Annotated in this window: 25 protein-coding genes; 16 read left to right on the plus strand and 9 right to left on the minus strand. The window is 64.7% G+C overall.

Annotated elements, in window-relative coordinates; all coding sequences use genetic code 11:
• Window positions 1-85: 85 nt before the first annotated feature.
• The 4 genes from ISP20_RS00625 to ISP20_RS00640 all read left to right on the plus strand — a co-directional run bounded on the left by ISP20_RS00625 (window position 86) and on the right by ISP20_RS00640 (window position 3,243).
• Window positions 86-688 carry a rhomboid family intramembrane serine protease gene (locus ISP20_RS00625; RefSeq protein WP_204634135.1) on the plus strand — a complete coding sequence of 201 codons (603 nt, stop codon included), beginning with the start codon at window positions 86-88 and terminating at the stop codon, window positions 686-688.
• Window positions 689-813: 125 nt separating this feature from the next.
• Complete coding sequence (locus tag ISP20_RS00630) at window positions 814-1,578, plus strand: histone H1-like repetitive region-containing protein (protein WP_204634136.1); 765 nt, start codon at window positions 814-816, stop codon at window positions 1,576-1,578.
• A gap of 133 nt (window positions 1,579-1,711) precedes the next feature.
• The gene (locus tag ISP20_RS00635) at window positions 1,712-2,119 is read left to right on the plus strand and encodes a hypothetical protein (RefSeq protein WP_239535135.1); all 408 of its coding nucleotides are present in this window, start codon (window positions 1,712-1,714) and stop codon (window positions 2,117-2,119) included.
• 83 nt (window positions 2,120-2,202) lie between these two features.
• Window positions 2,203-3,243: an aminopeptidase gene (locus ISP20_RS00640; RefSeq protein ID WP_204634590.1), complete on the plus strand. Its 1,041-nt coding sequence runs from the start codon at window positions 2,203-2,205 to the stop codon at window positions 3,241-3,243.
• Here the strand turns inward: ISP20_RS00640 and ISP20_RS00645 are convergent.
• Window positions 3,240-4,052, minus strand: coding sequence for a cytochrome c (locus ISP20_RS00645; protein ID WP_204634137.1), 813 nt, complete (start codon window positions 4,050-4,052; stop codon window positions 3,240-3,242). The genes ISP20_RS00640 and ISP20_RS00645 overlap by 4 nt on opposite strands.
• Before the next feature lie 346 nt (window positions 4,053-4,398).
• Between ISP20_RS00645 and pncB the strand changes: the two genes are divergently transcribed.
• Window positions 4,399-5,595, plus strand: a complete 1,197-nt coding sequence (pncB, locus tag ISP20_RS00650) for a nicotinate phosphoribosyltransferase (protein WP_204634138.1) — start codon at window positions 4,399-4,401, stop codon at window positions 5,593-5,595.
• A gap of 117 nt (window positions 5,596-5,712) precedes the next feature.
• On the opposite strand, the gene ISP20_RS00655 is transcribed toward pncB, so the two are convergent.
• From ISP20_RS00655 to ISP20_RS00665, 3 genes are all read right to left on the minus strand, one after another.
• The gene (locus tag ISP20_RS00655; protein ID WP_204634139.1) at window positions 5,713-6,513 is read right to left on the minus strand and encodes a MetQ/NlpA family ABC transporter substrate-binding protein; all 801 of its coding nucleotides are present in this window, start codon (window positions 6,511-6,513) and stop codon (window positions 5,713-5,715) included.
• Between the two features lie 88 nt (window positions 6,514-6,601).
• Window positions 6,602-7,282 carry a methionine ABC transporter permease gene (locus tag ISP20_RS00660; protein WP_204634140.1) on the minus strand — a complete coding sequence of 227 codons (681 nt, stop codon included), beginning with the start codon at window positions 7,280-7,282 and terminating at the stop codon, window positions 6,602-6,604.
• Window positions 7,279-8,307 (minus strand): ATP-binding cassette domain-containing protein, encoded by a 1,029-nt coding sequence (locus tag ISP20_RS00665; protein WP_204634141.1) that lies wholly within the window; start codon window positions 8,305-8,307, stop codon window positions 7,279-7,281. The genes ISP20_RS00660 and ISP20_RS00665 overlap by 4 nt, the downstream gene beginning before the upstream one ends.
• A 132-nt stretch (window positions 8,308-8,439) precedes the next feature.
• Here ISP20_RS00665 and ISP20_RS00670 point away from each other — a divergent pair, with 132 nt between their 5' ends.
• On the plus strand, window positions 8,440-8,925 hold the full coding sequence (locus tag ISP20_RS00670; RefSeq protein ID WP_204634142.1) for a glutathione peroxidase: 486 nt from the start codon (window positions 8,440-8,442) through the stop codon (window positions 8,923-8,925).
• On the opposite strand, the gene dacB is transcribed toward ISP20_RS00670, so the two are convergent.
• Window positions 8,910-10,505, minus strand: coding sequence for a D-alanyl-D-alanine carboxypeptidase/D-alanyl-D-alanine endopeptidase (dacB, locus tag ISP20_RS00675; RefSeq protein WP_204634143.1), 1,596 nt, complete (start codon window positions 10,503-10,505; stop codon window positions 8,910-8,912). The genes ISP20_RS00670 and dacB overlap by 16 nt on opposite strands.
• Window positions 10,506-10,623: 118 nt before the next feature.
• Between dacB and ISP20_RS00680 the strand changes: the two genes are divergently transcribed.
• Together ISP20_RS00680 and ISP20_RS00685 are read left to right on the plus strand one after the other, a co-directional pair.
• Window positions 10,624-11,106, plus strand: coding sequence for an FKBP-type peptidyl-prolyl cis-trans isomerase (locus tag ISP20_RS00680; protein WP_239535136.1), 483 nt, complete (start codon window positions 10,624-10,626; stop codon window positions 11,104-11,106).
• Window positions 11,107-11,208: 102 nt separating this feature from the next.
• Window positions 11,209-12,387: an FAD-dependent oxidoreductase gene (locus tag ISP20_RS00685; protein WP_204634144.1), complete on the plus strand. Its 1,179-nt coding sequence runs from the start codon at window positions 11,209-11,211 to the stop codon at window positions 12,385-12,387.
• 3 nt (window positions 12,388-12,390) lie between these two features.
• Here ISP20_RS00685 and ISP20_RS00690 read toward each other — a convergent pair whose 3' ends face one another.
• A complete protein-coding gene (locus ISP20_RS00690) occupies window positions 12,391-13,521 on the minus strand; it encodes a phospholipase A (RefSeq protein ID WP_204634145.1) in 1,131 nt (376 codons plus the stop codon).
• A 133-nt stretch (window positions 13,522-13,654) separates the two neighbouring features.
• On the minus strand, window positions 13,655-14,137 hold the full coding sequence (locus ISP20_RS00695) for a hypothetical protein (protein ID WP_204634146.1): 483 nt from the start codon (window positions 14,135-14,137) through the stop codon (window positions 13,655-13,657).
• Between the two features lie 212 nt (window positions 14,138-14,349).
• Between ISP20_RS00695 and ISP20_RS00700 the strand changes: the two genes are divergently transcribed.
• A complete protein-coding gene (locus ISP20_RS00700) occupies window positions 14,350-15,564 on the plus strand; it encodes a winged helix-turn-helix domain-containing protein (protein ID WP_338030947.1) in 1,215 nt (404 codons plus the stop codon).
• Between the two features lie 3 nt (window positions 15,565-15,567).
• On the opposite strand, the gene ISP20_RS00705 is transcribed toward ISP20_RS00700, so the two are convergent.
• Window positions 15,568-16,050: a hypothetical protein gene (locus tag ISP20_RS00705; protein WP_239535138.1), complete on the minus strand. Its 483-nt coding sequence runs from the start codon at window positions 16,048-16,050 to the stop codon at window positions 15,568-15,570.
• A 330-nt stretch (window positions 16,051-16,380) separates the two neighbouring features.
• On the opposite strand from ISP20_RS00705, the gene ISP20_RS00710 reads away from it, so the two are divergent.
• The 6 genes from ISP20_RS00710 (at window position 16,381) to ISP20_RS00735 (ending at window position 20,493) form a co-directional block, all read left to right on the plus strand.
• Window positions 16,381-16,590, plus strand: a complete 210-nt coding sequence (locus tag ISP20_RS00710) for a cold-shock protein (RefSeq protein WP_038616297.1) — start codon at window positions 16,381-16,383, stop codon at window positions 16,588-16,590.
• Window positions 16,591-16,895: 305 nt separating this feature from the next.
• The gene (locus tag ISP20_RS00715; protein WP_019465668.1) at window positions 16,896-17,105 is read left to right on the plus strand and encodes a cold-shock protein; all 210 of its coding nucleotides are present in this window, start codon (window positions 16,896-16,898) and stop codon (window positions 17,103-17,105) included.
• A gap of 123 nt (window positions 17,106-17,228) precedes the next feature.
• Complete coding sequence (locus ISP20_RS00720) at window positions 17,229-18,125, plus strand: alpha/beta hydrolase family protein (RefSeq protein WP_204634147.1); 897 nt, start codon at window positions 17,229-17,231, stop codon at window positions 18,123-18,125.
• Between the two features lie 52 nt (window positions 18,126-18,177).
• Entirely contained in the window at window positions 18,178-19,236 is a 1,059-nt protein-coding gene (locus ISP20_RS00725; protein WP_204634148.1) for an NADH:flavin oxidoreductase/NADH oxidase, read from the plus strand.
• A 14-nt stretch (window positions 19,237-19,250) separates the two neighbouring features.
• The gene (locus tag ISP20_RS00730) at window positions 19,251-20,123 is read left to right on the plus strand and encodes a pirin family protein (RefSeq protein WP_204634149.1); all 873 of its coding nucleotides are present in this window, start codon (window positions 19,251-19,253) and stop codon (window positions 20,121-20,123) included.
• Window positions 20,124-20,190: 67 nt separating this feature from the next.
• Window positions 20,191-20,493: an Mpo1-like protein gene (locus tag ISP20_RS00735; RefSeq protein WP_204634150.1), complete on the plus strand. Its 303-nt coding sequence runs from the start codon at window positions 20,191-20,193 to the stop codon at window positions 20,491-20,493.
• Between the two features lie 109 nt (window positions 20,494-20,602).
• Here the strand turns inward: ISP20_RS00735 and ISP20_RS00740 are convergent, their stop codons facing one another.
• A complete protein-coding gene (locus ISP20_RS00740) occupies window positions 20,603-20,992 on the minus strand; it encodes a cytochrome c (RefSeq protein ID WP_204634151.1) in 390 nt (129 codons plus the stop codon).
• 112 nt (window positions 20,993-21,104) lie between these two features.
• On the opposite strand from ISP20_RS00740, the gene ISP20_RS00745 reads away from it, so the two are divergent.
• The gene (locus ISP20_RS00745) at window positions 21,105-21,953 is read left to right on the plus strand and encodes a tRNA threonylcarbamoyladenosine dehydratase (RefSeq protein ID WP_425490759.1); all 849 of its coding nucleotides are present in this window, start codon (window positions 21,105-21,107) and stop codon (window positions 21,951-21,953) included.
• Window positions 21,954-22,027 lie beyond the last annotated feature (74 nt).

Consider the following 22,027-nt stretch of genomic DNA (forward strand, 5'->3'; position numbering starts at 1 on the left):
GGGCTTGCTCAGTCGACAAGTGCCCGCCGCGACGCCAAGATGCGGATTCTTTGTCTTCAGTCTTCAGCCCCGTACGGAAGTCCGCATGATCACGCTGATCATCATCGCCATCACCTGTGTCGTCTCCTTCATGGCGTTCAACAACGCCCGCCTGATGAACGATCTGATCCTGTGGCCGCCCGCCATCACCCGCAGCCGCGAATATCACCGGCTGGTGACCTACGGCGTGGTGCACGCCGATTTCGGCCACCTGCTGTTCAACATGATCACGCTGTTCTTCTTCGGCCGCAGCATGGAAGGGTTTTTCACCGCCTCGCTGGGCATGCTGGGCTTTGCGCTGTTCTACATCCTGGCGCTGGTGGTCTCGATCCTGCCGACCTACCTGAGCAACAAGAACAACCCGAACTACCGCAGCCTGGGCGCGTCGGGCGCGGTGTCGGCGGTGCTGTTTTCGTTCGTGCTGCTGGCGCCGTGGTCGCGCATCATCGTGTTCGTGGTGCCGGTGCCGGCGATCGTCTATGCCGTGCTTTATGTGGCCTATTCGATCTACATGGATCGCCGCGGGCAGGGCAACGTCAACCACAGCGCGCACTTGTGGGGCGCGGCGTTCGGCGTGGCGTTCACCGTGGTGGTTCGACCGGAAGTGATCTCCCACTTCCTCGCCGCGCTCTCGCAACCGAGGTTCTGAGCGCAACGCGATGTTGAAAAAGTGCGGTTTTGCTCACCCCTGATACATGTTGTTGGTGTTACTTGTCGGTTTAGCCTGGCGTGATGGGGCGTCGGGCTTTCTCGACAACAGAGGAGTGAAGACGCATGGCAACGAAGCGCAAGCCGGCCGCGAAGAAATCCTCGGCCAAGAAAGCAGCCACCCGTAAATCCACTGCCAAGAAAACCACCGCACGCAAACGTGCCACCGCCAAACGCGCCGTTCGCAAGACCGCTGCCCGCAAGGTAGCCACGCGCAAGTCGGCCACCCGCAAGACCGCCGCGAAGAAGGCGACTCGCAAGACGGCGGCCAAGAAGGCCACTCGCAAGACGGCCCGCAAGACCGCCACCCGCAAGTCGCCGGCACGCAAGACGGCCGCGAAGAAGGCGACCCGCAAGACCGCGGTCCGCAAGACGGCACGCAAGACCGCCGCCAAGAAAGCCGCTCCGCGCAAATCGGCGGCGAAGAAGACGGCCCGCAAGCGTGCCACTGCCAAGAAGGCCACCAAGAAAGCGGCCACACGAAAGGCGGCCACCAAGCGCGTCACAGCTGGCAAGGCCGCCGCGGCAACCCGCAAGACCGCCACCAAGAAAACACCCGCCGCACGACGCAGCCGTACCGCGACCGCCACTACCCGGCCGCGCCGTGCCGCACGCAAGCGGTTGACGCCGCAGGAAGCGGCGGAACACATCCAGGCCCTGCTCGAAGCCAAGCAGGAAAGGGTGCGCCAGGGACCCACCTGGCCAGGTGCCGACGAGCACCCCAGTGGCAACAACGGCAATCTCGGCGCGGGCGCCAGCAACGCTGGCGTTTCCAGCGAAGCGGTGTACGGACACATCCGCCAGCCGCCCGAGCGTAGCGGCAATAACTGAACCGGCAGAGCAAAGTCGGTTCCCGGCATGGCTGGCAGGTAAATACCTGCCAGCCATGCCGATAACGTTCAGTGCGCACTTACCAGCACAGGTTCACAGTGGGGCTGTCTTCCTCCCCATGAAGGCCTTACGTATGAAACGCGTGCTTGCCGGTCTTGCCTTGGCGGTCGCCACCGCGGCGCTATCCGGCTGTTACTACGATCCGGGCTACAGCTATGTGCGCCCGGTTGCCACTGGCGGCGGCGACGCCTACTACGGCACGGGCGTCACCTATAGCGGCGGTTATTACCCCGGTTACTACTATCCGAGCTACGGCTACTACGGCTGCTGCTACGGACCGGCGGTGAGCATCGGCATCGGCGGCCACTACGGTGGCTACCGCGGTTACTACGGCGGTCGCGGCTACTACCGAGGTGGCGGCTATTACCACGGCGGCGGCAACTACTATCGCGGCGGTCGCGGCAACTGGAGCGGCGGCCATGGCGGCGGCCACGGCGGCGGTGGCCACGGCGGTTGGAACAACGGCGGTCGCGGTCACTGAAATCGCGGCACAATCGCGGCATGACGTTGCCATGCCGCGCGCCGACCCTGCATAGATCCCTCAGGCCCATCGTCATCTTGGCGATGGGCCTGCTGCTTGGTGCCTGCAGCACCGTCGACTACTACGCACACGTGGCCAAGGGCCAGGGCGAGCTGGTGATGAGCCGCCGCGACGTGAGCGAGGTGCTGCGCGATCCGTCGACCGATGCCGCGACCCGGCAGCGCCTCGAGCTGGCGCAGCAAGCCCGCCATTTCGCCTCCGAGCACCTGGATCTGCCGGACAACCGCAGCTACACCAGTTACGTGAAGCTCGACCGCTCCTACGTGGTGTGGAACGTGTTCGCCGCGCCGCGCTTTTCCATCTCGCCGATCCAGCACTGCTTTCCGTTTGCCGGTTGCGTGGCGTATCGCGGTTACTTTTCCCGCGACAAGGCGAAGGCCGAGGCGGCGCAGCTGGAGGCCGCGGGCAACGACACCTACGTGGGCGGCGTGCCGGCGTATTCCACGCTGGGATGGTTTTCCGATTCCATCCTCAGCAGCATGATGCGCTGGGACGACGACGAACTGGCCGGCACCATCTTCCACGAGCTCGCGCACCAGCTGATCTACGTGAAGGACGACAGTTCGTTCAACGAATCCTTCGCCAGCTTCGTGCAGGAGGAAGGCCTGCGCCAATGGCGCCAGTCGCGCGGGCTGCCGCCGCAGGACGATCGCGACAAGACCATGGACGACGGCTTCACCTGGCTGGTGATGGATCTGCGCGACCGCCTGAAGAAACTCTACGCCAGCGGCGTGGACGACACGGCCATGGCGGCCGGCAAGCAGCAGGCCATCGACGACTTCCGCCTGCGCTACGTGCAATGGCGCGACCTGGACTGGCCGAACGACCATCGCTACGACGCCTGGGTCAACGGTCCGATCAACAATGCGCGGCTGCTGCCGTTCGGCATCTACGATCGCTGGACGCCGGTATTCCTGGCGCTGTTCCGCCATGCGGAAGGGCAGTGGCCGGCGTTCTACGGCAGCGTGCGCGAGTTTGCGCGGCAGCCGTATGCGCAGCGCCAGCGTTCGCTGCAGCAGTGGCTGGATGCCACCGGGCAGCCCCAGGTCGCACCCTCGCTTTAAGGCTGTTTGCGACCCGCCATGTGCTGCAGATAGGCCAGCAGGTCGTCCAGGTCCCGGTCGGACAGCGCCTTGCGATCGAAGCCCGGCATGCGCGCCTGCGGCCAGTGGCGCAAGGACTGCGGGTCGCGGATATAGGCGCGCAGCAGGTCCTCGCGCAGGTACTCGGTGGGGCTGTGCGGGACGTTGAGGTCCGGGCCCAGCTTGGCGTCGCCCTGGCCGTTGAGGGTGTGGCAGGCGAAGCAGGTGCGCTGGAACACCGCGAAGCCGCGCAGCACGGGGCTGTCGGCCTTCAGGGCGGGATCGGGGCGGACGGCGGGGAAGCGTTCCGCCACGGGCGGCTGGCGCCGGATCGAGGCCAGCTGGAACGGCCATTGCTCCGGCCCGATCTTCATCGCCGCCGGATTCGTCCACACCACGTAGAAGGGACCGGCATCGCCCTTGATCTCGGCCAGCATCGGCCAGGGATGGGCCGGGTCCTCGACCGCCAGCCAGGCTTCCGAGCCCTGGGCGCGGACGATCAAGGCGGCGGGAATTTGCGCGGCAAAGCCGTCGGAGGCTACGAACTGCAAGGTATCGTCGGGCGAGACGCCCTCGAGCAGCGCCTTCAAGGGCACGGCGCGATAGCGCATGGCGCGTTTGAAGGAGACATCGTCGGGAATCGCGATCTCGCGGATGTCGCCGCGGGCCAGCAGTTGTGCGGTGCTATAGGTCTTCGACCCGTGGCCCAGGTCCACCGTGAGATCGGCGGCATGCAGGGGCAGGGCGATGGCCAGGGCCAGCAGGCACAGGCGGCGTAGCAGGCTGAGCATGGCGCGATCATCCCGTCCGGAAAGCCGTCGATTGTAAGCGTCTCTTGGTCGACGAGTCGGCCAGCTTGCCAAAAGCTGAACAAAACCGCCGAGGCGCTTGAACTAGCTCCGGGCCGGCCACACTAAGGAGACGTATCGCCGTGACGGCGACAAGAAGTGGTACAGCAGCATCGTGCCACTGAGGGGTCGGTCCTTTTTCCCCTCTTTGTTATGGACCGGCCTGACAAACCCCGCTAGCCCCTCCCCTGGCTACCGGGGTTTTTTATTGCCTGTCGTTTGGCGCCGACTCGCCGCGAGTGCGGCTGGGCGAGGATAATCGACGCATCCCCCGCCGCTTGAGCGACTGATGATCGTCACCTCCCTGCTCGACACCGATCTGTACAAGTTCTCCATGATGCAGGTTGTGCTGCATCACTATCCGGCGGCGCAGGTCGAATACAAATTCAAGTGTCGCAACCCGGGCATCGACCTGGTTCCCTATATCGCCGAGATCCGCCGCGAGCTGGAAGGGCTGTGCGCGCTGCGCTTCACGCCGGAGGAACTGGATTACCTGCGCACCTGGCGGTTCATCAAGAGCGACTTCATCGATTTCCTCGGGCTGTTCCAGCTCAACGCGAAGTACGTGGAAATCACGCCGGCGCAGGAGGGGCCAGGCGACATCGACATCCACATCCGCGGTCCCTGGCTGCACACCATCCTGTTCGAAGTGCCGTTGCTGGCGATCGTCAACGAAGTGTATTTCCGCAATACCCAGCCCGGCCTTTCGCTGGACGAAGGCCGCCGTCGCCTGCGCGAGAAGATCGCCCTGTTGCGCGACACGGATGGTTTTCAGGATTGCCGCATCGCCGACTACGGCACGCGCCGCCGTTTCTCGCGCGCCTGGCATGCCGAAGTGGCCACCACCCTGCGCGACGGCCTGGGCCGCCAGCTCGCCGGCACCAGCAACGTGTGGCTGGCGTGGAAGCTCGGCCTGACGCCGCTGGGCACGCTGGCGCACGAGTATCTGCAGGCGCACCAGGCGCTGGGTCCACGCTTGCGCGATTCGCAGGTGGCCGCGCTGGAAACGTGGGCGCGGGAATACCGCGGCGATCTTGGCATCGCGCTGTCCGACGTCTACGGACTGAGCGCCTTCCTGCGCGACTTCGACATGTATTTCTGCAAGCTGTTCGATGGCACGCGCCATGACTCGGGCGATCCGTTTGCCTGGGGCGAGCGGGTGCTTGCGCACTACCGCGCCAATCGCGTCGACCCGCGCACCAAGGTGCTGGTATTCAGCGATGGCCTGGACGTGCCGAAGGTGATGCAGTTGTACGAGCACTTCCACGGCCGCTGCCAGCTGGCCTTCGGCGTGGGCACCAATCTCACCAACGATGTCGGGCCCGAGCCGCTGCAGATCGTCATCAAGATGATCCGATGCAACGGTCAGCCGGTGGCCAAGCTCAGCGACACGCCGGGCAAGAACATGTGCGAGGACGCTGCCTACGTGGCGTATCTGCGGCAGGTGTTCGAGATTCCGGCCGAGCCGGAAGCCGTGACCTCCTGAGTCACCCAAAAACACTGTGGGAGCGCACCCTGTGCGCGACGGTCGCTGCGTCGAGGTGTCGACGTGGCGCACGTGTCGCGCACAGGGTGCGCTCCCACAGGCAATGACAGCTGTCGATCAGAACGCCGGCAGCACCGCGCCCTGGTACTTCTGCTCGATGAACGCCTTGATCTCGGGACTGGTCAGCGCCTTGGCCAGCGCCTGGACGCGCGGGTCGTCCTTGTTGTCCGGACGGGCGACCAGGTAGTTCACGTACGGCGAATCCTTGTCCTCGATCAACAGCGCATCCTTGGTCGGGTTAAGGCCGGCGGCCAGCGCATAGTTGGTGTTGATCAGCGACAGGTCCACCTCGTCCAGCGTGCGCGGCAACATGGCGGCTTCCAGTTCGCGCAGCTTGAGGTGCTTCGGGTTGGCCGTGATGTCCTTCTGCGTGGACAGTTCGTTGCTCGGATCCTTCAGCGTGATCAAGCCGTGCTTGGCGAGCAGCAGCAGCGCGCGGCTGTTGTTGCTGGGATCGTTGGGCAGGGTCACCGAGGCGCCGTCCGGCAGCTGGTCGATCGACTTGAGCTTGCGCGAGTAGGCGCCAAACGGCTCGATGTGCACGCCGGTCACGATGGCGAGATTGGTGCCGCGCTCGCGGTTGAACGCGTCGAGATAGGGCCCGGTCTGGAAGTAATTGGCATCGATCGACTTCTCCAGCACCTGCACGTTGGGTTGCACGTAGTCGGCGAATACCTTGATCTCCAGATCGATGCCTTGCTTGGCCAGGATCGGCTTGACCTGCTTGAGGATCTCGGCGTGCGGCACAGCAGTGGCGGCCACCACCAGCTTCTGGCTGTTGGCGTCGCCGCTGCCATTGGACGACGAACAGCCCGCCAGCAGGAGCAGGGCGGCAAGCATGGCAATGAGCTTATTCATTTTCGTCATATGGGCGGAAACGCTTGGTGCGGCGCAACAGAATAGCCGTCCATACCGCCGAATGCAAAAACGCCGGGACGCGGCCGTCTCAATGCCGCGTATAGCGCGCCACGATACGGTCGCCGGCCATCTGCAGCAGCTGCACCAGCACGATCAGCAGCACCACCGTGACCACCATGTAGTCCGATTTGTAGCTGAGATAGCCGTAGCGATAAGCCAGGTCGCCCAGGCCGCCCGCGCCGATGGCGCCGCCCATGGCGGTATAGCCCACCAGTGCAATAGCTGTCACGGTGATGCCGGCGATCAGGCCGCCGCGGGCCTCTGGCAGCAGCACATGGCGCACGATCTGCCAGGTGCTGGCGCCCATCGCCTGGCTGGCTTCGATCACGCCGCGCTGCACTTCGCGCAAGGCGGTTTCCACCAGCCGCGCGAAGAACGGCGCCGCACCGATCACCAATGGCGGAATCGCGCCGCGAATGCCCAGCTTGGTGCCCACCAGCACATAGGTGAGCGGCATCAACACGATCATCAGGATGATGAAGGGAATCGAGCGCAGGATATTCACCAGCAGCGACAGCACCGCATACAGCTTGGGCATGGCGCGCAGTTGGCCCTTGCCGGTGAGATACAGCAGCACGCCCAGCGGCAGGCCGACCACGATGGTGAGCAACAGCGAGCCGCCCAGCATCAGCAAGGTATCGATGCAGGCATGACCGATCTCGCTCCAGTCGTCGATATTCGGAAAAAGATTCTGCAGCGGGGCGCTCATGCGCGGCTCTCCGGCAAGGGGGTGATTTCTTCGATTTCGATGCCGGCTTCGCGCAACGTGGCCAAGGCGTCGTCCACGCGTTCGCCCTGCATGGCGAGCGTGAGCTGGCCATAGGGCAGGTCCTTGATGCGGTCGATGCGTCCGGCCAGGATGTTGAAATCGACGCCGGTCTCGCGTGCCACGCGTCCCAGTGCAGGTGTCCAGGTGGCCTCGCCGCGGAACGACAGGCGAAGAATACGGCCCGCGACATGCGCAAACGGCGCCTGCTCGCCCGCCGCTTCTTCCGGCAATGCCTCGTTGACGAAGCGGCGCGTGGTGGCGTGTTGCGGATGCAGGAAGACATCGGCGACGGCGCCCGTTTCCACGATGCGTCCGGCGTCGAGCACCGCGACGCGGTCGCAGACGCGGCGCACCACGTCCATTTCGTGGGTGATCAGCACGATGGTGAGCTTCAATTCGCGATTGATCTCGGCGAGCAGTTCGAGCACGGAAGCCGTGGTCTGCGGATCGAGCGCGCTGGTGGCCTCGTCGCACAACAGGATGGACGGCCGATTGGCCAGCGCACGTGCAATGCCCACGCGCTGCTTTTGGCCACCGGAAAGCTGCGAGGGATATTTGTCCGCATGGGCGGTCAGGCCGACGCGCGCGAGCAGCTCATCCACGCGCTGGCGGATCGAGGCGTTGTCGTGCTCGCCGGCCAGTCGCAGTGGAAACGCCACGTTCTCCGCCACGGTCTGCGAAGAGAGCAGGTTGAAGTGCTGGAAGATCATGCCGATGCGCTGACGCTCGAGCCGAAGCTGCGCTTCCGTCAGCGCCGTCATCTCGGTATCGCCGATCAGCACGTGTCCGCCGCTGGGCCGTTCGAGCAGGTTGATCAGACGTATAAGCGTCGATTTGCCCGCACCCGAATGGCCGATGATGCCGAACACTTCGCCATCGGCGATGTCGAGGTTGAAAGCTTGCAGGGCGGGAACGTCCCGCCCGTCGACGCGGTAGGACTTATGAACATCCTGGAATCTGATCACGAGATACCTTCGGAAAACCGGGGAAGCGCGAGCCCTGGGGCCGCTGCCGGGCGAGCCGGACGGTGGCAAGCATAAGGCACCGTGAGCCTGCATGGGGCTAGACTGGCGTCCTTTCAATGAGGAATGGCTGCGATGACCTCCATCTACGATTTCTCCGCGCGCGACATCGATGGCAACGAGCGCTCGCTGGCCGACTTTCGCGGCAAGACGCTGCTGGTCGTCAACGTGGCCTCCAAGTGCGGATTCACGCCGCAATACACCGGGCTGGAGGCGCTGTGGCGCGCCGACCGCGACAAGGGCCTGGTGGTGCTGGGTTTTCCCTGCGACCAGTTCGGCCATCAGGAGCCTGGCGACGAGGCCGAGATCCGCAACTTCTGTTCCACCAGCTACGACGTGAGCTTCCCGCTGTTCGCCAAGGTCGAGGTCAATGGCGATGGCGCGCACCCGCTCTACAAGTGGCTCAAGAGCGAGGGCAAAGGCATCCTGGGCAGCGAATCGATCAAGTGGAACTTCACCAAGTTCCTGGTCGATCGCGATGGCCAGGTGGTGAAGCGCTACGCGCCCACCGACACGCCGGAAAAGATCGGCAAGGACCTGCGCAATCAGTTGGCAGGCTGAGTCGCCACCGCCGGCGTTGACGCTGGCTGCCGCGATCCGGCCAGCAGTACGGCGATCTGGTCGATGTCGCGGGTGGCGCTGGGCGCGCCCGCGGGTGGATCGTAGTTGTTGAGCATGATGGCGAATGCCAGCCGCTCGCCGTCGCCGCTGGTGACGTAGCCCGCCAGGCAGTGCACGAAACTCATGCTGCCCGTCTTGGCGCGCAGGTTGTTTTCAGCCGGCGTGTTGCGCATGCGCCATTGCAGCGTGCCGTCGACACCGGCAATCGGCAGCGCCTCCGCCAACGCCGGTCCGTACGGCTGGCCGGCGAGGAAGGCGAGCAACTGCGCCATCGCACGCGGGGTGGCGAGATTGCGCCGCGACAGTCCCGTGCCTTCCTCGATCAGGCTGGCGGCCGGCGCGATGCCGATCTGTTCCAGCAGCTGATGCATCGCGCGGATGCCCCAGCGCTCGCTGGTGATGAAACCCATGCTGCCTTCGCGTTGCTCCATATCCGCCTGAGCCTTCACGCCGGCGAGCAACAGCAGGTTCTGCAGATAGAGATTCTGCGAGCGCTTGAGGCCGCGTTCGAGGATCTCGCCGATCGGCGGCGACAACACTTCGGCCAGGGTCTGCGGCTGTGCCGGCAGGAAAGTGTCGCGACGCGGCCAGCGCACGGTGAGCAGCTTGCCGTCGAGCTGGATGCCATGGCGCTGCAGCGCCTCCTTCAACAACTGGCCGGCGAATTGCGCGGGGTCGGGCAGGGCGAGCTTGTAGTTTTGCGCGGGCGACTTGGCCGCGATGTTGCCGAACGCGTACAGCACGCCATCGCCCGGTGCGCGATAGAGGTTCACGTCGTTGTGCGTGCGCTGCGCGCTGGTCACCACCTCGTTGGCCACGCTGGGTATCGCGTTGGCGGGATCGAAGCGCAACTGGGCCGGCAGGCCGGCACCGGCGCCCGGCGTCACCGTGACGTCGACCTGGTTCTCGCCCACGCTCAAGGCGCTGGACGGCACGGCGAACCAGCTCTGCAGATCGATTGCTTCCCACCCGGTGCCCATGGCGGGGCTGGCGAAGTAGGTCGAGTCGGCGATCAGGTCGCCACGCACATGGCGCAGGCCCTGCGCCGCCAGTTGCTCGGCCAGCTGATTGGCCCAGCCCAGCGTGGCCACGTCGGCGCCGAGGGTGGGGTCGCCCATGCCGTAGAGGATCAGCGGCCCGTCGAGCCTGCCGTTGCGTATCTCGCCACCGGCCAGCACACGCGTGGGGATGCGGTAGTCGGCACCCAGTTCGCTGAGCGTCACCGCCGCGGTGAACAGCTTGGCGGTGGAGGCGGGTTGGAACAGCTGGTCCGCGTGATGGCTGTAGACCGTGCGGCCGTTGCTGAGCGACACCACCGCGATGCCCCAGTCGGCACCGGCAAAGCGCGCCTGTCCGATCACCGCGTCGATCTGCTGGGCCAGCGAGGCCGCGCTGGCAGGCGCTTGTGCGGGAAGGACCTGATTTTGCGGCGTGGCCAGTAGCGACACCGGCAAACCCGCCAACGCCAGCCCGAAAAAGGCGGCCCGAGCGCGGCGTAGCAGCTGTTTCTCGAGAACCATGGCCGGAGTATGGCCAATCCGGCATGCCCGCGCCTAGCCGGCATCGTCACAAGGGCTCTGTTAATCTTGGAGATTCGTACCGGGCTCAGCCGGTGCCATTCCCCTTTTAGAGACCATCATGCAGATCGAGAACAACTCCGTCGTTTCCTTCCATTACACGCTGACCGACGACAACGGCCAGATCCTCGACAGCTCGCAGGGTCGCGAGCCGCTCGTGTACCTCCAGGGCGTGGGCCAGATCGTCCCGGGCCTGGAAAAGGCGATGGAAGGCCGCCAGGTCGGCGACCAGTTCAAGGTCGACGTGGCGCCGGAAGAAGGCTATGGCGTGCATCACGCCGAGCTCGTGCAGGAAGTGCCGCGCGAGGCCTTCCAGGGCGTGGAAGACATCCAGCCGGGCATGCAGTTCCAGGGCCGCGGCCCGCAGGGCGTGATCAATGTCACCGTCACCAAGATCGAAGACGGCAAGGTGCACATCGACGGCAATCACCCGCTCGCCGGCCAGACCCTGCATTTCGACGTCGAAGTGACTGAAGTGCGCCCGGCCAGCGAGGAAGAGCTTTCGCACGGCCACGTGCACGGTGAAGGCGGCCATCACCACTGAGTGACGAAGAACGGCGTCGGCGATCCCGTCGACGCCGTTCCCTGCGAGGCATGAAGCCGTCGCATGGATCGTGCACACTGCGCGATCAGACAAGGAGTGGTCATGCAAGGGAAGTTGCGCATCGCCGTCGTGGGCTACGGCGTGGCCGGCCAGGCAAGCTGCCTGTTGTTGGCCGAGGCCGGGCACTCCCTTACCGTATTCGAGCAGGCGGCTGCGCCCGGTCCCGTTGGCGCCGGCTTCCTGTTGCAACCCACCGGTCTTTCCGTGCTGGCCCGGCTAGGCCTGCATGGCCAGGCGCTCGCGAGCGGCCAACGCATCGAGCAACTCTACGGTTGCAATCTCGCCGGCCGCATGGTGATGGACATGCACTATCGCGATCACGCCCCCGACTGCTTCGGCCTGGGCATGACGCGTGGCGCGCTGTTCTCGCTGTTGCATCGCGCCTATGCGGATCGGGACGCGATCGTCACCGGCACGCGCATCGAGCGACGCTCGGACGATGGCAGGTTCCTCATCGACGCCGGTGGACAACAGCACGGACCCTTCGACCTGGTGATCGCCGCCGACGGCGCGCATTCCGCCCTGCGTCATCGCACCAGCGTGGTGCGCAGCGAGCAGCTGTATCCCTGGGGCGCCATGTGGTGCCTGCTGCCCGCAGCGGATTGGCCGCACAGCACGGTGCTGCATCAGCGTTATGCGGGAGCGCGGGAGATGATCGGCCTGATGCCGGTCGGGCGCCGCGACGATTCCGATCAGCGCTGGCTCACGTTCTTCTACAGTCTTCCCGGCGAGCAGGTGGATGCGTTCGATGAGGCTGCATTCGAGCGACTTCGCCAGCGGGTAGCCGAGCTGTGGCCCGAGGCCTTGCCGTGTCTTTCCGGCATCCACTCATCCACCCAGCTGCATCGTGCCCGCTATCGCGACGTGTTGCTGCGCTCGACCGTCGAAGGTCAGACGGTGTTCGTGGGCGATGCGGCGCACGCCATGAGTCCGCAGCTGGGGCAGGGCGTGAACATGGCGCTGCTCGATGCACAGGCGCTGGCGGACGCCCTGGCGTCGCACGACGAGCTGGGCGCGGCACTGCATGCGTATCGAAAAGCGCGACGTCGGCACGTCGCCATCTATCAGCGCCTGAGTCGATGGCTGACGCCGCTGTTCCAATCCAACCGCGATGCGCTGGCCACCGTGCGCGATGGTGTCTTCGGTCCGTTGGGACGCCTGCCGCTGGCGCGCGGACAGATGCTGCGCATCCTCACCGGCACCAAGACAAGCTGGTGGTAAGCATCAGTACCAGTCGAGCAGCGACACGCCGATGCCGAGATAGGTCGCGTTATGGTTGTAGTCGATCATGCTTTCGCCGTAACCCTTGAACAATTCCATGTAGCCGCGCAGGTTGCCGGCCACCGGGAACGACCAGGTGAATTGCGCCGCGCCGTGGCTCTCGCTGCCGGCACGCAGGGAATGGCGCAGCATCAGGCCGAATTCCTGGCCCTTCCATTCGTGGATGATCTGCATGTCGGCCCGGCCCATGTAATTGTCGATGTCCGGGTTGTTGTCATCCGGGCCGCCCTCGGGAATGCGCCACCAGGGGCGGAACATCACCGTCCAGGTCGGACGCTCGAAACCGATGTAACCCATCACGCGGTTCCAGCTGCGCGACAGCGGATCGGATTGCCCGTTGGATTCGTGATCGAGGCCGATGCCGAGCAGGCGTCCATTCCATCCGGCCAGCTGGTAGTTCGTGTTGAACATCAGCATGACTTCGGGTTCGTAGTTGGTTTCGCGGAAGGGGCGCGATTCCTTTTCGTTGTAGACCTGCCAGCGGGACGACTGGGTAAACGCGGCCCATATATCGCCTTCGTCGCCGAACACGCCCTGCCAGAGTTTGGTCTTCAGGCTCAGCTGGAACTTGCTCTCGATGTTGTCCAGCTGCTCCGGCGAGGTCACCGTATTGAGCGGATTGGGACTGTTGGGCTGGCGGTTCTGGTTGCTGCTGGCGAAGAACGGCATCACCACGATGGGCTTGTAGCCGCGCAGATTGAAGGTGCCGAGCTTGCTCTCCGGCGAAAGCTCCCAGCGGCTGTCGAGCAGCGACAGCGGCTTTACTTCCGGCGTGGCCTCGGCGCTCTCGGTGGCAGCGATCTGCGTGCTCGTCCTGGGCGTTTCGTGGCCGAACGCATTGGTCGAAGGTGTCGTCGACGGCGGAACAGGCGCCTGGGCAGCAGCATCGCTCTTCTTTTGCGCTGCGGGGAGATTGTCGCGTCCCGTTGCCCGGTCGTAGCAGGCGAGGCGCTGCGCATCCGTCTCGATCGCGGTGCATGCGCGAATGTCCATCGGACTGGGGTTCTGCGCATGCGCAGCGAAGGTAGGCAGGCCAAGCGTGATCGAAAGGGCTGCCAGGGAAGTACGTCGCATCGTGGGAGTCATCCTGGGCGGGCGTGCGAACACAAACGCAGTGCCGGGGACCGATCAAATACCAGCGCCTTGCTGTATCGCATGTGACGACGCGGGCCGCCGTTGCCGGCGACCCGCGTCGGAAGACCCCATCTTACTGGTTGTGGTTCAACCAGGCTTCGTACTGTTTCTTGGTCACGCGGCCGGCGTGCCCTTTGTCCACATAAGCCCAGTCGTTGGCCAGCAACGGATAGGCCGATGCGTCGTTCTCCGAAATATAGCTCTTGCCATTGGCGAGCTGCTCGAAACTCGGCGCCGGACCGGGATTGACCGGCGGAACGCTCGAATTGATCGTGACCTGCTGGCCCGCACTGGCAGTCTGTGCCTGTGTGCCGCCCGGCGGAGGCGGCGGCGTGGGTTGCGTGGCGGGCATGACCTGGGTCGGTACCGGAGGCGTCGGTCGCGCGGACATGTCCTGCCCGGGCGGCGGCGGAGGCGGCGGCGTTGCCGGCATGCTTTGCACCGGTTGCGGCGGAGGCGGTGGAGTTGGCATGGTCTGGTCCTGCGCCAACACCGAACCGGCCAGCATCATCGAGCCGGCGGTAACAAGAGCGATCAAGGGTGTGCGGGATTTCATCGTCATGACTCCATGCCAGAATGCGTGGCTTGTGAACGGATGCGCGCGATGGGGCAGGGATGGAATGCGTGTCGCGCTGCATGTCCTTCGCGCTGTGGACCAAACTAACAAAACACGGCTAAATGCCGCCTCAATAAAGGCATCGTGAACACGTGAAACCCTCGTTACCGTTGTCGGTTTCTTCATCCGCATCACACACGGCGTTGAAGTTGGTGCAGGCACAGCGTCTGCACCTGGCGGCGCAAGGTCTGCTCAACAAGCCGAAGTCGCGTGCAAAGCCCGCCGACGTGGTGGCGGCGGTGACGCGCATGCGGCTGTTGCAGATCGACAGCATCCATGTGGTGGCGCGCAGTCCTTACCTGGTGCTGCACTCGCGTCTTGGCGACTACGAGCCGCAATGGCTGGAGGATGCATTGGAGGCCGGTCGCATCGCCGAAAGCTGGGCGCACGAAGCGTGCTTCGTGCCGGCGACGGATCTTGCATTGCATCAGGCCTGGCGCATGCAACGTTCGATGCACTGGGCGTCCAAGCACGCCGATCGCATGCACCGGGAACATCGCGATGGCATGGATGGCTTGCTTGCGCGTATTCGCGACAACGGTGCGGCACGCGCGGCGGATTTCGAAAGCGAAACGCGCGGCGGCGGTGGCTGGTGGTCGTGGAAGCCGGAAAAGCGCTGGCTGGAAGCGTGGTTCGCGCTCGGCGAATTGATGGTGACGCGGCGCGAGCGCTTCCAGCGCGTGTACGACCTGACGGAACGCGTGCTCGAGAAACTCGATCCACCGATGGATCGCGGCTTGCTCGCACTCGATCACGAGGCGTTGCGTCGCCGCTTCATCCTGGACAGCGTGCGCGCACTCGGCATCGCGCAGGCACGCTGGATTGCCGACTACTACCGCCTGAAACCTGCCGTCACCGACAAGGAACTGGCGCCGCTGGTGGCCGACGGCGAACTGCTGATGGTGCAGGTGGCCGGCTGGACCGTGCCCGCGTATGTGCACCGCGATCACGCCGCGCTGTTGCTGCAGGCATCGTCAGGCCAGTTGCGCGCGACGCACACCGCATTGCTGTCGCCGTTCGATCCGGTGGTATGGGATCGTGCGCGCGCCGAAGCGCTGTTCGGTTTCGAATACACCATCGAGTGCTACGTGCCGGCGCCCAAGCGGCGCTATGGCTACTACGTGTTGCCCGTGCTCCATCGTGGAGCGCTGGTGGGAAGACTGGATGCGAAGGCACATCGTCGCGAGGGCGTGTTCGAGGTCAAGGCGCTGTACCTCGAACCGGAGGTGGAGCCTACCCCGCGCCTGCTAGAAGAAGTGGCTGGCGCGCTGCGCACCACGGCGCAATGGCACGGAACCCCCAAGGTGAAAATCGCACGCAGCCGGCCCGCGTCGGTGGCCGCAGCGCTGCGTGCGTTGCTGCGCTGAAGATCAATGCGCGCTGGCGTTGCTTGCCGGGCTCACGGGTGCGCAGGACTTGCCCTTCAGCGTTTCGCGCAACTGCTTGGCCAACGCCGTGCAGCGGGCACCCATCAGGGGGCGCTTGTTGGGGTCGACCGAATCCTGCAGCAGGCTGGTGCGCATGTCCTGATAGCGGGACTGCAGCTGGTCGGCCGGGTACACGCCAGCGGCCGCATGGCAGGACATGTAACTGGCCAGATAGTCGTCGCAGGCCGCAATGCCTGTGCTATTGGGCAACGGGCTGCCGCCGGAGGTGGTCACCGTGCCGGTGCGGGGTTTGCTCGTGGTCGTGCCGGCGCTGGCAGCGCGCGAACCTGATGGAGCGGTGGTAGCGGTGCTGCCATGCGCCGTGGTGACCGGTCGCGTTTCGGGCTTGCTGGAGCAGCCGGCCAGGATGACGCCACCGGCGGCCAGGGCAAGGAGGGCAAGACGGTGGTGGCGACGGAACATCATGAAAGCTTCTCCTGGCGACGATTGAGCAAGACGGGTTTTGTGCTGATCAAGTGACGAGATGAAATGCGAAGATGGCGTGAAAATCAAACGTCTTTGAGTAAGCGCTGACGGTAGTCCATTCAGGTTTATTCCTACTGGCCTAGTCGCTTTGCGACCGGGGAGCGGCTATGATGCACATACTGTGTTTGCTGGGGTCACCAGAGTTTTGTGACCCGATGCCGCTGATCTCGATCTAGCCTCATCGCCTCACCCCTAGGGTTTCCTTGCACACCAGTAAGCCGGCCTGCACATGTCGGGCTGAGTCTGTTCAAATCCTATGGAGTGATTTACATGTCTGATCGTCAGATTGGTACCGTCAAGTGGTTCAACGATGCCAAGGGCTTCGGCTTCATCAGCCGTGACAACGGCCCGGACGTTTTCGTGCATTTCCGCGCGATTCAGGGCAACGGCTTCAAGAGCCTGCAGGAAGGCCAGAAGGTCTCCTTCAAGGTCGTGCAGGGTCAGAAGGGCCTGCAGGCCGACGAAGTGATCCCGCAGTAATTAAGTAAGCCCGCGGTAATTAGGCGTTCCAAACGCCAAAGAAAAGGCCAGGCAGCAATGCCTGGCCTTTTTGTTTATTCGCAAATGTCATTGAAATGTGAAAATCAAAAGCGGTGATTAAAGCCATTCACTTGCATTAAAGAAATCCGTTATGCTGGATTCACTGTGGTTGCTCGGTCACGTGCGTGCCCGATGCGCGACTCTTGATGAGTCCACATCGCTACACCCGATCCCTGCATGCGCAGTAAGCCGTCGGCCAAAGGGGAGGCTGACTTGTCTCAGCATCGAGTTGATCGGAGTGAGTCATGTCGGATCGTGAAGTTGGCACTGTGAAATGGTTCAACGACGCCAAGGGCTTTGGTTTCATCAGCCGTGAAAGCGGCCCGGATGTGTTTGTGCATTTTCGGGCAATCAGCGGCTCGGGTTTCCGCAGCCTGAAAGAGGGGCAAAAGGTGAGCTTCAAGGTGGTGCAGGGGCAGAAGGGTCTGCAAGCCGATGAAGTGGCGCCCGCCTGAGTTCATCTGGATATTTACTGCATGAAGAAAAGGCCGGCGCATGCCGGCCTTTTCTTTGGCCGGCTTTTTAGTCGCGCGCGAATTGGCGTAGCCTGCTCCGCTTATCCACGATGCGTGCCGAGCATGTCCGATTCCCTTTCCGCTGCCACCGCGCTGCCCGCGCACGAACTGTTTCCCGTGTTGGCGGCCGATGGAGCGCGAGCGGAATTGCTGCTACAGCGCCCCGCATCGGAGGCGACGCAGACGGTTTACTGGCTGCCGGCGTTGGGCGTGGCGGCCAAGCATTACCTGCCGCTGGCGCAGGCGTTGGCGGAGCGTGGGATCGCGGTGGCGATCCACGAATGGCGCGGCATCGGTTCCAGCGACAAGCGGGCCGACCGCCATCAAGACTGGGGCTACCGTCAATTGCTGGAAGACGACATACCCGCTGGCATCGCGGCCCTGCGCGCCCGCCTGCCCCGAGGGCGCCTGCTGCTGGGCGGTCACAGCCTTGGTGGCCAGCTGGCGGCCCTCTATGCCAGCGTGCATCCGCGCGACGTGGCGGCCCTGCTGGTCGTGGCCAGCGGCTCGCCCTATTGGCGCCAGTTCCCCCAGGGCCGCCTGTTGTGGTTGGCGTATGCGTCGGCACCGTGGCTGGCGCGCCTGGTCGGCCATCTGCCGGGACGGCGGATCGGCTTCGGCGGCAACGAGGCGCGGCAGCTGATCGACGACTGGGCGCGTACCGGACGCACCGGCCGCTATGCCGCCGCCGGCATGGCTGTCGATTTCGAGGCGCTGATGGGCCAGCTCGAGTTGCCGATCATCGGCGTGCGCATGCACGACGACTGGCTCGCACCGCAGGCGTCGCTGTCATGGTTGCTCGGAAAGATGCCGCGCAGCCCGAACACGCAACAGGTGATGACGGCTGGCCAGCTGGGCATCGAGCGGGCCGATCACTTCGGCTGGATGAAAGCACCCGAGGCAGTCGCGATGCGCATCGCGCAGTGGCTGCATGCACAAACTAGCGGTTCGGGCACTTGAAGCCGGGACAACGCGACGGCATGTCTGGCAGAACGCTTTTCAGAGCAGGCCCATGAAACTCTTCACCCCGTTTACCCAGCGCAGCATTTCGCTGCGCAACCGCATCGTCGTTGCACCGATGTGCGAATACTCCGCCACCGATGGTCTGCCCAACGACTGGCACTTCGTCCATCTGGGCAGCCGCGCCGTGGGCGGTGCCGGACTGCTGATCACCGAAGCGACCGCGATCTCGCCCGAAGGCCGCATTTCCGCAGCCGATGTGGGGCTGTGGAACGAGGTGCAGCAGAAGGCCTGGCAGCCGATCGTCGCCTTCATCAAGGCACACGGTGCCGCGGCCGGCGTGCAGTTGGCCCACGCGGGACGCAAGGCCAGTTCGATGCGTCCGTGGGAAGGCGGCGGTCCGCTGGCGGCCGACGCGGGCGCCTGGCAAACCGTGGCGCCGTCGGCGGTACCGTTCGATGCGCATTGGCACGTGCCGCAGGCGCTCGACGCGGCCAGCATTGCGCAAGTGATTGCGGATTTCCGCGCCGCCGCCGAGCGCGCGCTGGCCGCCGGTTTCCAGCTGATCGAGCTGCACGGCGCGCACGGCTACCTCCTGCATCAGTTTCTTTCGCCGCTAAGCAACCAGCGCACCGACCAGTACGGCGGCAGTTTCGAGAACCGCACACGGCTGGTGCGCGAGGTGATCGCTGCCGTGCGCGAAGTGTGGCCCGAGCACCTGCCGCTGTGGCTGCGCATTTCCGCCACGGACTGGAGCGAGGGCGGCTGGGATGTCGAGCAGACAGTGCAACTGGCCCGCGAAGTGAAGTCGATGGGCGTCGACCTGGTCGATGTCTCCAGCGGCGGACTGGTTCCGCATGTAAAGATCCCGCTGGCACCGGGCTACCAGGTGCCGTTTGCCGCCCGCGTGCGCCATGACGCCGGTGTCGCCACGGGTGCGGTGGGTCTCATCACCGAATCCACACACGCGGCGCGCATCATCGACGAGGGGGCGGCCGACCTGGTGCTGATCGCGCGCGAGAGTCTGCGCGATCCCTATTTCCCGCGCCGCGCCGCGCAGGAGCTTGGCGTTACGATCCCTGCGCCCGAGCAATACCAGCGCGCCTGGTAACTGAAGGAGAGACGATGGAACAGCAACCGACACTGATCGATGGACGCGTGCACGACCTGGGCGATGGCTTCAACGTGCGACGCCTGCTGCCGGTGCTGCAGGCTCGCCATGTGGGCCCGTTCGTGTTCTTCGATTACATGGGGCCGGTGACGTTCCTCGACGACAAGGGCATCGATGTGCGGCCGCATCCGCACATCGGCCTGGCCACGGTGACGTGGTTGTTCGATGGCGTGATCCGGCATCGCGACAGCCTCGGCAGCATTGCCGATATCCGTGCCGGCGAAGTGAACTGGATGACGGCCGGTCGCGGCATCGTGCACTCGGAGCGCACGCCGCCGGAAGCGCGCGGCGGCGGCCTGCGCACGCACGGCATCCAGGTGTGGGTGGCGCTGCCGCAGAAAGATGCGGAGGTCGAGCCGGAATTCCACCATCACGGCGCCGACGAATTGCCGCGCATGTCGCTGCCCGGCGCGGAGCTGGTGTTGATCGCGGGCACCGGTTACGGCAAGGAATCGCCGGTGAAAGTGTTCGCGCCGATGTTCTTCATCGATGCCACGCTGGAAGAGGGCACTGAGTTGCCCTGGCCGGACCAGCACGTGGAGCGCGGCGTCTGCGTGGTGGACGGCGAAGTGGAGTGGGATGGCGTCACCGTGGTGCCGATGCACGCGGCGGTGCAGACCGGTCCGACCTCGCCGCCGCTGCGCGCGCGCAGCAAGAGCCGCGTGATGTTGTTCGGCGGTGCGCCGCTGGATGGCGAGCGCCACCTGTGGTGGAACTTCGTGGCCAGCACGCGCGAGCGCATCGAGCAGGCCAAGGCGGACTGGGCCGCCCAGCGCATGGGCAAGGTGGTGGGCGACGAGGAAGAGTACATCCCGCTGCCGGCATGACGCGCTGCATGCTGCATCTGCCGGAAAGGCGATTTAGGCTTCAGGGCAGGCCAACGGGGTGACGCGCATGTCCGGCTACCGCAGCTTCCGCGAGTTCTATCCGTTGTACCTCAACGAACACGGCAACGTGCAATGCCGGCGCATGCACTTCGCCGGCAGCACCCTGGTGCTGGCGGTGATCGTGCTGGCCATCGTCAGCGGCAATGCGTGGTGGTTGCTGCTGGCGCCCGTGGCCGGTTATGGCTTTGCCTGGATCGGGCACTACGTGTTCGAGAAAAACCGGCCCGCGACGTTCACCCACCCGCTGTACAGCCTGATGGGCGACTGGGTGATGTACTGGCAGATCCTGCGCGGCAAGGTGAAGATCTGAGTGCTACACGCGCCCTTTGTAGGAGCGCACCCTGTGCGCGACCGCAGAGTTGGGTGTCACTGCTCCGCCCGCTTTTTGCGCACAGGGTGCGCTCCTGCAGGAGGATTGCTCAGCGGTACTGCTGATGGCACGACTGGCAGGTCTCGCCGATCGGCTTGATCGCCGCAGCCAGTGCCTTGCAGTCGGCCGGTGCAGCCTGCAGCGCCGCCTGGGTTTTCTCGCGCAGCTTGGTCGCCTCGTCCTTGAATGGCTGATCGACGCCCGGAAAGGCCTCATCGAAGTCGGCCTGGGTCTCCAGCAGTCGCGAAAGGTGCCGCTGCGATTGCACCGCATCGCATTTCTGTGCCTTCACGGCTGCGCTGAGCGCGCCGGCATGATGCGACATCATGGTCATCACGGTGTGCGAGTACGGTTCGCGCGAATGCAGCGCATTCATGGCAAACACGGTGCCGACGATGCCGATGGCCAGGCCAAGCACGATCAAGAGGGCGGAACGCATGCGGTGAAACTCCCTGGAGACGCATAGGAACCCCCAGCATAGCGGCCGCCTGCAGCGGCGCACAGTTCCCGATAAAATGGCTCTTCTTCAAGATGTTGTCATGGCTTCGATGATGCAGACCGAAAACGTCACCCCGCTGGAAGCACCGATCGCGCTGGCCGCCGACGAGGCCGGCCCGGTGTTTCCACGTGAACGCTTTGCCGGGGTGGAGCGTCTCTATGGCGTGGGCAGCCTGGACAAGCTGATGCACAGCCACGTCTGCGTGATCGGCATCGGCGGCGTCGGTTCGTGGGCTGCCGAGGCGCTGGCGCGCACGGGCGTGGGCCGTCTCACCTTGATCGATGCCGACGAGATCTGCCTATCCAATACCAATCGCCAGCTGCATGCGCTGGACGGGCAGTTCGGCAAGTCGAAAGTGAAAGTGATCGAGGAGCGCCTGCGGGCGATCAACCCGGCGATCAGGATCGACGCCATCGAGCGCTTCCTCACCACGTCCACGCTGGACGAATTGCTCGATCGCGGTTACGACGTGGTGCTCGATGCCTGCGACGCGTTCCGCGTGAAGCTGGAGGCCATCGCCTGGTGCCGGCGCCGCAAGTTGCCGATGGTGACGGTGGGCTCGGCGGGTGGCCGTACGGATCCCACGCAGATCCGCGTGCGCGACCTGTCGCGCACGGAGCACGATGCGATGTTCAGTCTGATCCGCAAGAAGCTCCGACAGGATTTCAACTTCCCCAAGAATCCGGATCGCTACTTCGGCGTGTCGGCGGTGTATTCGCTGCAGAACGTGCAGTACCCGCAGCCGGATGGCACGGTGTGCGGTACGCGGCCACCGGTGGCGGATGGCACGGAGGCGTTGAATCTTGCGTGTGGCGGTGGGCTGGGCGCCGCCACGCATGTCACGGGAGCGTTTGCGTTTGCCGCGGTGGGCAGAGTGATGGAGCGCTTGTTGGCAAGCTAAGCCTCTGCAGGAGCGCACCTTGTGCGCGACCGGCCAGCGCGGCGCATCCGCTCCGGCCGGTCGCGCACAGGGTG

The organism is Dyella kyungheensis (genome assembly GCF_016905005.1).
Taxonomy (GTDB): Bacteria; Pseudomonadota; Gammaproteobacteria; order Xanthomonadales; family Rhodanobacteraceae; genus Dyella; species Dyella kyungheensis.

Coding starts and splice junctions, on each gene's coding strand:
- ISP20_RS00720 (WP_204634147.1), top strand. CDS start 17,229: ATGTCCGATTCCCTTTCCGCTGCCACCGCGCTGCCCGCGCACGAACTG.
- ISP20_RS00635 (WP_239535135.1), top strand. CDS start 1,712: ATGAAACGCGTGCTTGCCGGTCTTGCCTTGGCGGTCGCCACCGCGGCG.
- ISP20_RS00745 (WP_425490759.1), top strand. CDS start 21,105: ATGCAGACCGAAAACGTCACCCCGCTGGAAGCACCGATCGCGCTGGCC.
- ISP20_RS00685 (WP_204634144.1), top strand. CDS start 11,209: ATGCAAGGGAAGTTGCGCATCGCCGTCGTGGGCTACGGCGTGGCCGGC.
- ISP20_RS00690 (WP_204634145.1), bottom strand. CDS start 13,521: ATGCGACGTACTTCCCTGGCAGCCCTTTCGATCACGCTTGGCCTGCCT.
- ISP20_RS00740 (WP_204634151.1), bottom strand. CDS start 20,992: ATGCGTTCCGCCCTCTTGATCGTGCTTGGCCTGGCCATCGGCATCGTC.
- ISP20_RS00630 (WP_204634136.1), top strand. CDS start 814: ATGGCAACGAAGCGCAAGCCGGCCGCGAAGAAATCCTCGGCCAAGAAA.
- ISP20_RS00625 (WP_204634135.1), top strand. CDS start 86: ATGATCACGCTGATCATCATCGCCATCACCTGTGTCGTCTCCTTCATG.
- ISP20_RS00715 (WP_019465668.1), top strand. CDS start 16,896: ATGTCGGATCGTGAAGTTGGCACTGTGAAATGGTTCAACGACGCCAAG.
- ISP20_RS00710 (WP_038616297.1), top strand. CDS start 16,381: ATGTCTGATCGTCAGATTGGTACCGTCAAGTGGTTCAACGATGCCAAG.
- ISP20_RS00730 (WP_204634149.1), top strand. CDS start 19,251: ATGGAACAGCAACCGACACTGATCGATGGACGCGTGCACGACCTGGGC.
- ISP20_RS00660 (WP_204634140.1), bottom strand. CDS start 7,282: ATGAGCGCCCCGCTGCAGAATCTTTTTCCGAATATCGACGACTGGAGC.
- ISP20_RS00680 (WP_239535136.1), top strand. CDS start 10,624: ATGCAGATCGAGAACAACTCCGTCGTTTCCTTCCATTACACGCTGACC.
- ISP20_RS00725 (WP_204634148.1), top strand. CDS start 18,178: ATGAAACTCTTCACCCCGTTTACCCAGCGCAGCATTTCGCTGCGCAAC.
- ISP20_RS00645 (WP_204634137.1), bottom strand. CDS start 4,052: ATGCTCAGCCTGCTACGCCGCCTGTGCCTGCTGGCCCTGGCCATCGCC.
- dacB (WP_204634143.1), bottom strand. CDS start 10,505: ATGGTTCTCGAGAAACAGCTGCTACGCCGCGCTCGGGCCGCCTTTTTC.
- ISP20_RS00655 (WP_204634139.1), bottom strand. CDS start 6,513: ATGAATAAGCTCATTGCCATGCTTGCCGCCCTGCTCCTGCTGGCGGGC.
- ISP20_RS00695 (WP_204634146.1), bottom strand. CDS start 14,137: ATGAAATCCCGCACACCCTTGATCGCTCTTGTTACCGCCGGCTCGATG.
- ISP20_RS00670 (WP_204634142.1), top strand. CDS start 8,440: ATGACCTCCATCTACGATTTCTCCGCGCGCGACATCGATGGCAACGAG.
- ISP20_RS00705 (WP_239535138.1), bottom strand. CDS start 16,050: ATGATGTTCCGTCGCCACCACCGTCTTGCCCTCCTTGCCCTGGCCGCC.
- ISP20_RS00640 (WP_204634590.1), top strand. CDS start 2,203: ATGGGCCTGCTGCTTGGTGCCTGCAGCACCGTCGACTACTACGCACAC.
- ISP20_RS00735 (WP_204634150.1), top strand. CDS start 20,191: ATGTCCGGCTACCGCAGCTTCCGCGAGTTCTATCCGTTGTACCTCAAC.
- pncB (WP_204634138.1), top strand. CDS start 4,399: ATGATCGTCACCTCCCTGCTCGACACCGATCTGTACAAGTTCTCCATG.